We start from the raw sequence: 7,251 nt of genomic DNA on the forward strand, positions 1-7,251 counted from the left end.
GGTCAGTCGTTGTCGGGGATGATCAGGCCGAGCAGCCAGCTCACGACGCTGATGATGACCGAGCCGATGAGGGCCGAGACGAAGCCGTCCACGTGGAACGGGATGTTCAGCTGCCCCGCGATCCAGCTCGTGAGCAGCAACATCGCGGCGTTGATCACCAGGAGGAAGAGCCCGAGCGTCAGCACGATCACCGCGCAGCCCAGCATCTTGACGATGGGCTTCACGATCGCGTTGATCAGGCCGAAGATCAGGGCGACGACGACCAGGGTGCCCCAGTACTCCGCCGTGGTGCCGGTTGAGACCGTGATGCCGCTGACCAGTTGGGTGGCGACCCAAAGGGCGACCGCGGCCGCCAGGGTTCTCAAGATGAATATCACGCTGATAGATCCTCGCATTCTCTGTTCGCCGATCGGTAGAGGCGCAACGCGACAAGGGGATAGATCATCACGCTGAGCACTCCGGCGGTGACCATGGCAGCCGCGTGCGCGGTGCTGATGGCTCCCTCCTCAACTCCAGTGTTGGTGATGACGACGATCAGTGGGAGCCCGGCGGCGGCGAAGAGTGCCAGCGCCTTGCTCTCCCGTGGCCGCAGCTCCGGGTCGCGCCGGTGCAGCAGATAGGTGGGCAGGCCGCGCACCAGCAGCAGCGCCACCAGGAAGACCGGGATGAGCAGCAGGCTGTGCGGGTCGGTGAACAACGCCTTCAGATCCAGCTTGGCGCCGCTGACCACGAAGAAGAACGGGATGAGGAAGCCGAAGCCGATCGCGTCCAGCTTGGCGGAGATCACGTGTTCCTCGTCGTCCGGGCCGGAGGCGACCGCGAGCCTGATCACGATACCCGCCGCGAACGCCCCCAGCAGCACGTCCAGGCCGAACGCGTTGGCCATGGCGATCATCGCGACGAGCACGAACATGACGATGCGCACGGCCAGCTGCCCGCTGCTGCCCATCGTGGAGTCCACCAGCCGGGCCAGCAGCGGATGCCGCGGCCGGGCCGCCATGACGGCCGCGACGATCGCGATCACCGTGAACAGCCCGATCACCGTCAACGTGTGCCAGCGCGCGTCCTCGGAGAAGACGAAGGCCATGGCCACGATCGGCCCGAACTCACCCAGTGCCCCGATGCCCAGCACCCGGCTGCCGAACGGCGTGGGCAACGCGCCCGCGTCCCGCACCATGGGCAGGATCGTCCCCAGCGCCGTCGTGCACAACGCCAGCCCGATCACCTGCGCGGCCAGCGTGAACCCGTTCGTCGCCAACGCCACCAGCAGCGCCAGCGCCAGCGAGGCGAACCACCCGTAGATCGCCAGCCGGATCGGCCGCCCCTTGATCCGCGCGAACTCGATCTCGTAACCGGCCATGAACATCAGCATCGAGAGCCCGAACTGCGAGATCGCGTCGATGAGGCCGTCAACCTTGATCCAGCCGAGCAGCACCGGGCCGCACACCACGCCCAGGAGGATCTCCAGCACCACGTTCGGCGCCCTGACGAAGCGGCCGGCCGCGTCCGCGACGATCGGCGACAGGACCGCCGCCAGGACGATGACCAGGACACCGGTCATGGTGCTATCGATCATGCACGCTATGTGCCCGCTGGTCACTCCATGTAGTCACTGGCCAGACTGTTGGCGTTACACAGGGCTGAGTGTGGGCAAAGCGGTCCTAGGGGGAAGGGAGCGAGATGGACGCGAAGGACCTGGAGTCGTTGCCGGCCAGCGAACTGCACGACCGTGCGGTGCGCTACGCCGTACGCCATGGGGATTTCGGGTTCCTGTGGAACCTGCTGAAAGTGATCCCCGCGGCGGAGGCCGCCAGCGGTCACGATGGGGAATCCGCCAACGACCTCAGCCGCGTCTCGGCTCTGCTCAGCGATGCCCTGGCCGCCGGTGAAGGACAGCTCGGGGAAGCGCTCAGGCCGGTGTACATCGACTACCTGACCCAGCACCCGGAGGCGCTCACTTAACCCGCTCCGCGGTAGATCCTTCAGCCGGCCAGCTCCGCCGGCACGCTGTACGCCGCGAACCCGGGCGTGATCACCGAGCGCCCGCCGCGCGTCACGATCATCACCTGGTACGGCTCCGCCGCCGCGAGGTCCATCGCGAACCGGCGCCCCCTGACCGGGCCCATCGCGTAAATGGCCGTGGCGAGGCCGTCCGCGACGGCCAGGTCGGGCCCGATCACGGTGACCGAGTTCAGCCCACGTTGCGGCTCGCCCGTGCGCGGGTCCACCACGCGCGCCTTGCCCGAGGTGGCGATCGCCAGATCGTTGGCGAAGACCATGCGGCGCACCGAGCCGGAACGCGGGTCGCGGATGCCCACCCGCCACGGCCGCCCCGGCACCGCCGAGCCGCGCACCCGCACGTCCGCGCCCGCCGTGATGCGGTGGTCGACCGCGCCCGCGCTGCACAGCGCCCTCGACAGGCGTTCCAGCGCCCAGCCCTTGATGTAGCCGGACACGTCGAGCACGCCGTCGATCCGCGCGTCGAACCACCCGTCCGTGGCCTCGGCCAGCTCGTTGCACCGGTGAACGACCTCGACCAGCTCCGGCACCTGCTCGATCGTCCGCCCGCTGTTGAACCGGCCGATCTGGCTGTCCGGATCGGTCGGGTCGAACGTGCGCTCCACCCAGCGCAGCCAGGCGAAGGCGTTGTCGATCATGGGAATCAGCTCACGCTGCGGCAAGGCCGTACGGATGTCCACGTTGACGGAGGTGTTCAGCACCGTTTCCGTGCGCGCAGATCCAGGGAACGTCATGGGGCCTCCTTCCGGAAGGACACATTTCCATAACGGGCGTATGGCGGACCTAAGCCCTTTACTCCTGGGGCGCGTGAGTAGGGTCTGACGCATGGCAAACGTGCGTGTAGAGCGGACAGAGGACGGCGGGTTCCGGGCGACCAACGCCCGCGGGGCCGAGGTGAAGATCGGCGGCGGGGACGAGGAGGGCGTCTTCACGCCCGTGGAGCTCCTGCTGGCGGCCGTGGGGGGCTGCAACATCGTCACCGTCGAACCGCTCACCTCCCAGCGGGGTCATCAGCTCATCCGGCTGGCGATGACCGTGGAGTCCGAGAAGGTGGAGCCCAACCTGCTCGGGCCGGTGACGGTCACCTATGACGTGGAGGTGCCCTCGGAGAAGGCGGACGAGGTCTACCGCGCGGTGGCGCATCGGGTGCACGAGAAGTACTGCACGGTGAGCCGGTCCCTGTCCGAGGGAACCGAGGTCCGTTTGGAGCTTCCCTAGCCCTTTTGGGGAGACATTCGACCCCTATATGACGCGTCCGTTGCATTCGCCTCTGTAGTGTCGAAGCAGGTCAAGAGTCCTGCGACTCACTTGCAGACTTTTACCGATGCGGACGCGGAGGGGGACCGCTGTCTGCTGAGCGGGACCGCCGGTGCTTCGGGGGAAGGTACCGGCCTGGACCGCCATAGATCGGGGCCGGGGTGGCTTTGGGGGAAGCCACTCCGGCCCCGATTCACATCCCTTTACCCTGATTTTTCATGACAAAGGTCTTAATCGACTGCGATCCGGGGATTGACGATGCCCTGGCGCTGGCCCTGGCCGCCGGGGCCTCCCTGGACGTGCGCGCGATCACCACCGTGGCCGGCAACGTGGGCCTCAACAGAACCACCGCCAACGCCCTGGCCCTCCGCGACTTCCTGGACCTGCCCGACGTCCCCGTAGTCGCCGGCAGCCCAGGCGCCCTGGTCCGCGGCCTCATCCACGCCGAACACGTCCACGGATCCGACGGCCTGGGCGGCGCCGTACTCCCCCCTCCCACCAGCACGGTCACGCCCGGCCACGCCACGGACCACATCATCACCACCCTCCGCGACCACCCCGGCGAGATCACCCTCATCGCCCTGGGCCCCCTGACCAACCTCGCCCTGGCCCTCCGCCGCGAACCCCGCATCGCCGACTGGGCCGCCGGCATAGTCGTCATGGGCGGCTCCTACACCCGCGGCAACCACAACCCGGCCGCCGAATTCAACATCCTGACCGACCCGGAGGCGGCCGCCATCGTCTTCGGCGCCGGCTGGACGGTAACCCAGATCGGCCTGGACGTAACCCTGACCGCCCGCGTCACCACCGCCATCTACGACCGCCTCCAGGGCCTGGGCCGCCTGTCCTCCCTGCTGCTGCCCAGCGTGACCCACTACGGCCTCATCACCCCCGAAACCGGCCCCGCCATCCACGACGCCGTAGCCGTGGCCTCCGTCATCGACCCCACCCTCCTGACCTTCACCCCCGCCGTGGTCAACGTCGAGACGGCCGGGGTTTACACGACGGGGATGACCGTCATCGACTTCAAGGTCGACGACCGGCGCCCCAACGCGATGGTGGCCACCCGCCTGGATGTGGAGCGGTTCTGGGACCTCCTGGTGTCGGCCTACCGGGAACTCGGGCGGCGGATTGGCTGATGTGCGTGGTGGTCGGGGCGACTGCTACAGTTACATCTGTCGCAAGCGCCGCTAGCTCAGTTGGTTAGAGCAGCTGACTCTTAATCAGCGGGTCCGGGGTTCGAGTCCCTGGCGGCGCACCGCGAGAAACCCCAGCTTGGTAAGCCAGGCTGGGGTTTTCTCGTGTGGCGCCTCGCAGCAGTGGACGTGATCCTGTGCCGATGTACTGGTCCTCAACAGCCTTTCGTTGTGCTGACCGTGTCGGTGCTTGTCCCCCTCGAAGCCTGTGCCGGACGGTGGGTAGCTCTTGTCACGCTCGCTCTTCCGGGCATCCACCCCTATCAGAGGATTCGGGGGCGGCCAGAAGAGATCGAGCATGGATTCCCCACTCGCTGATGCGACTGGTCGCTGAGACTATCCGACCTACGGCTGAGGAGATCTTGGAAAGCGGCTTGCGCAGTTGGCGGCTGAGTCCTTTCCCCGAGTCGACCTCATGGGACATCTCCAAGAGGTAGCCGATGGCCTCGTTCGCGGTTTCCTCCAGATCGATGAGGATACCCAGGAATTCATCGGTCCCTTCCGGACGCTCATCGCGAGGGAGGCTCTCCACGTGAGCTAGAGCCAAGCGGACGCCAGCGTCGGCTGAGTACAGCCGCTCTGCGACGACTGTCGAACTCCTGTCCATGTCGGCTGCAGGCCCACTCATCGCAGCCGCATATCGCAGGATGACCGCCAGCATGGCCGACGGTCGACACCCTCCTGCCGTAAGTCTCTTCACCTCAGGAAGGAACGCATTTGAGGCCTCTGTGATGGCCTCAAGCGAGGACGTCAGATCCTGCAGGTCGTCGGATACTGCCGCCATCTCGACTTCGATCTGAGCGTAGGCGTCTAGCAACCCCAGCGCGTCGTCCTCCTCGAGGAGGACGTCGGGGTCGACCACCGTGCCGTGCAGGATTCGGGCTGGCGTGAGAATGTCGAATCCGTTGCGAATGCCCAGTTCGAGCGTCTGGCGAAGAGCATCACGAGCTTTGATCAGACCGCCTCGAGATCGGCCGTACATGATTGTGCGGACCTTGGCGAGGTAGAAAGGAAGGTCCGCGACGTCGGCGGCGTCGCGGAGCTGGATCGTGGGTTTCCCCGTGCCCTGCCGGAGCGCCAACTCCCAGATGACGTTGGGGTTGAGGCCGGTAAGATCGGCAATGACGAGGTCGGCTTCTTTGACTTGGCGGCAGATCTGGTCGGCGATCTCCCCGGTGCCCGGCAGTTCGTCGGCTCGGGACGGAGTGATTCCGAGACCTGAGCACGCAGTCTGAATAACGCTCTCGTAGACCTCGAGCGTTTCTTCGTAGATCTTCAGTTTGGTGCTTCCCGCCTCCGCGAAGGGATCCCCGAGCGGTCCGAGGACGAAACACGACCAGGTTCCACCTGGTTCCTCCGCGGGAACTCCTGCAGCGGGGAGGTTTGCGATGGTCAACGATCCTCCTCATAATCTCGGGCATGGCCGATGCCCGACTTGATGTGCTCGGTTTGAACAGGAATTTGCTCGAGCCCGAGTGCCTCCATCAGCAGAACTGTTGAGATTCGGTAGTGGCGGCCGATGCGTAGCACGGTGCAGGGAAAGGCATCCGCACGGATCAGCCGATAAGCCGTGCCACGACAGATTCCAAGCGCCTTCGCCGCGGTGAGAAGATCCAGCGTCAATGGAAGATCGAATGCTTCCGTGAACGTGAGCGGCCTCTTGATCATCGGTACGCTCCGATTGCGCGCAACGTGACGTGCCCCGTCGCCAGTTCCTCGGGCGGCCGTCGTGCACGGAGGACGATATCGGCAAGCCCCATTCGATAGGCGAGAGTACCCAGACGTTCACCCTCGATCTGAGCGGAGTCAGCGACGAAGCGGAGCGCTGCGGAGAGCCGATCCGGCTGCTGCGGGGGGATGAATTCCAACTCCCAGCCGTGATCGGCATACGACTCGAGGTTGTCGCGCGCTATGAGTTCCACCGGGTCGCCGAGCAATCGCTCCCGTGTGGCGGCGCATGCGAGCGACCAAGTCTTCCTCGACGCGGCTTTGAGGAGACTCTCGCCGGCGTCGAGCAGGCTTGGGTCGACGTTGTCGAGACTCTCCAGGAAGGCGGTGACGAACTCGGCCTCCAAATCCTCGAGAGATTGGCGGAAGCGTGTGGAGATCATGAACATGACGCGAGCCACCCACGGCTCGGCCAACCAGAGTGCGAACAGGCTGCCCAACTCTTGGCTGGGTTGGCCGCGCCGCGCTGCCAGGATCGCAGCACGCCAGACCGCTTCGCGCGGTCCCTTGCCCTTGATAGCCTCACCCGCCTCCTGCGGAGTGATACGGATGAGGCCGGAGCTCGTTTCGATCAGCAGCCCGGGATGCTGCTGATCGACAATGCGTGTTTCGATTGTCTGGAACAGCATGCTTCGTGGACGTGATGTCATTTGTCTCGCCTCAGTACTGTTGATCGAGGACGGTGAGGAGTTGCCGGACGGCTGGATGCTGGTCTGCGCGCATTGTCTCCAGGAGGGCGTCGAATGCCTCGGTCTCATTCGGGGTGAGGTAGGCGAGCCGTTGCCAGGCGAGCATTGCGTCCCGGAGCCGTGGCCCCGATCTGTACGAACGCAGCGCCCGACGGATGAGAGTGGCCACGGAGTGGCTACCGGGTTCATCTGCGATGTGTGCCTGGAACCAGATGAGATATCTGGACAGGAGCTTAGGACTCGCCGAAAAATAACTCGTAGCATCCCGGATTCCGGTTCGATGGTGTGGTATGGGCATACTGGCAGAGACTGTGGAGATGCTGGCGGCGAAGTTCGAGGCGATCTTGCCGCATCTGGATGAG

10 protein-coding genes and 1 tRNA gene are annotated in these 7,251 nt (G+C 65.5%); 4 read left to right on the forward strand and 7 right to left on the reverse strand.

Annotation, left to right across the window (positions count from 1 at the left end; translation table 11 throughout):
• Nucleotides 1-2: 2 nt before the first annotated feature.
• Together FVE25_RS32720 and FVE25_RS32725 are read right to left on the reverse strand one after the other, a co-directional pair.
• A complete protein-coding gene (locus tag FVE25_RS32720) occupies nucleotides 3-377 on the reverse strand; it encodes a phage holin family protein (protein WP_181019778.1) in 375 nt (124 codons plus the stop codon).
• Nucleotides 374-1,576 carry a cation:proton antiporter gene (locus tag FVE25_RS32725; protein WP_157250964.1) on the reverse strand — a complete coding sequence of 401 codons (1,203 nt, stop codon included), beginning with the start codon at nucleotides 1,574-1,576 and terminating at the stop codon, nucleotides 374-376. Before FVE25_RS32725 ends, FVE25_RS32720 begins: the two co-directional genes overlap by 4 nt.
• Nucleotides 1,577-1,680: 104 nt before the next feature.
• Between FVE25_RS32725 and FVE25_RS32730 the strand changes: the two genes are divergently transcribed.
• Nucleotides 1,681-1,962, forward strand: coding sequence for a hypothetical protein (locus FVE25_RS32730; RefSeq protein ID WP_157250965.1), 282 nt, complete (start codon nucleotides 1,681-1,683; stop codon nucleotides 1,960-1,962).
• Between the two features lie 20 nt (nucleotides 1,963-1,982).
• Here FVE25_RS32730 and FVE25_RS32735 read toward each other — a convergent pair whose 3' ends face one another.
• The gene (locus tag FVE25_RS32735; RefSeq protein WP_181019779.1) at nucleotides 1,983-2,753 is read right to left on the reverse strand and encodes an FAD:protein FMN transferase; all 771 of its coding nucleotides are present in this window, start codon (nucleotides 2,751-2,753) and stop codon (nucleotides 1,983-1,985) included.
• Between the two features lie 91 nt (nucleotides 2,754-2,844).
• Between FVE25_RS32735 and FVE25_RS32740 the strand changes: the two genes are divergently transcribed.
• From FVE25_RS32740 to FVE25_RS32750, 3 genes are all read left to right on the forward strand, one after another.
• On the forward strand, nucleotides 2,845-3,237 hold the full coding sequence (locus FVE25_RS32740; RefSeq protein ID WP_157250967.1) for an OsmC family protein: 393 nt from the start codon (nucleotides 2,845-2,847) through the stop codon (nucleotides 3,235-3,237).
• A 257-nt stretch (nucleotides 3,238-3,494) separates the two neighbouring features.
• On the forward strand, nucleotides 3,495-4,415 hold the full coding sequence (locus FVE25_RS32745; protein ID WP_157250968.1) for a nucleoside hydrolase: 921 nt from the start codon (nucleotides 3,495-3,497) through the stop codon (nucleotides 4,413-4,415).
• Between the two features lie 45 nt (nucleotides 4,416-4,460).
• Nucleotides 4,461-4,534 (forward strand) — tRNA-Lys (locus FVE25_RS32750).
• Between the two features lie 170 nt (nucleotides 4,535-4,704).
• Here FVE25_RS32750 and FVE25_RS32755 read toward each other — a convergent pair.
• The 4 genes from FVE25_RS32755 to FVE25_RS54480 all read right to left on the reverse strand — a co-directional run.
• Complete coding sequence (locus FVE25_RS32755; protein ID WP_157250969.1) at nucleotides 4,705-5,868, reverse strand: hypothetical protein; 1,164 nt, start codon at nucleotides 5,866-5,868, stop codon at nucleotides 4,705-4,707.
• A complete protein-coding gene (locus FVE25_RS32760; protein ID WP_157250970.1) occupies nucleotides 5,865-6,140 on the reverse strand; it encodes a helix-turn-helix domain-containing protein in 276 nt (91 codons plus the stop codon). The genes FVE25_RS32755 and FVE25_RS32760 overlap by 4 nt, the downstream gene beginning before the upstream one ends.
• Complete coding sequence (locus FVE25_RS32765) at nucleotides 6,137-6,829, reverse strand: hypothetical protein (RefSeq protein ID WP_157250971.1); 693 nt, start codon at nucleotides 6,827-6,829, stop codon at nucleotides 6,137-6,139. Before FVE25_RS32765 ends, FVE25_RS32760 begins: the two co-directional genes overlap by 4 nt.
• Before the next feature lie 31 nt (nucleotides 6,830-6,860).
• On the reverse strand, nucleotides 6,861-7,251 hold a 391-nt coding region (locus FVE25_RS54480), incomplete at its 5' end, for a hypothetical protein (protein ID WP_219825734.1).

This window comes from Nonomuraea typhae, assembly GCF_009760925.1.
Classification (GTDB): Bacteria; Actinomycetota; Actinomycetes; order Streptosporangiales; family Streptosporangiaceae; genus Nonomuraea; species Nonomuraea typhae.

Coding starts and splice junctions, on each gene's coding strand:
- FVE25_RS32725 (WP_157250964.1), bottom strand. CDS start 1,576: ATGATCGATAGCACCATGACCGGTGTCCTGGTCATCGTCCTGGCGGCG.
- FVE25_RS32730 (WP_157250965.1), top strand. CDS start 1,681: ATGGACGCGAAGGACCTGGAGTCGTTGCCGGCCAGCGAACTGCACGAC.
- FVE25_RS32735 (WP_181019779.1), bottom strand. CDS start 2,753: ATGACGTTCCCTGGATCTGCGCGCACGGAAACGGTGCTGAACACCTCC.
- FVE25_RS32740 (WP_157250967.1), top strand. CDS start 2,845: ATGGCAAACGTGCGTGTAGAGCGGACAGAGGACGGCGGGTTCCGGGCG.
- FVE25_RS32745 (WP_157250968.1), top strand. CDS start 3,495: ATGACAAAGGTCTTAATCGACTGCGATCCGGGGATTGACGATGCCCTG.
- FVE25_RS32760 (WP_157250970.1), bottom strand. CDS start 6,140: ATGATCAAGAGGCCGCTCACGTTCACGGAAGCATTCGATCTTCCATTG.
- FVE25_RS32765 (WP_157250971.1), bottom strand. CDS start 6,829: ATGCTGTTCCAGACAATCGAAACACGCATTGTCGATCAGCAGCATCCC.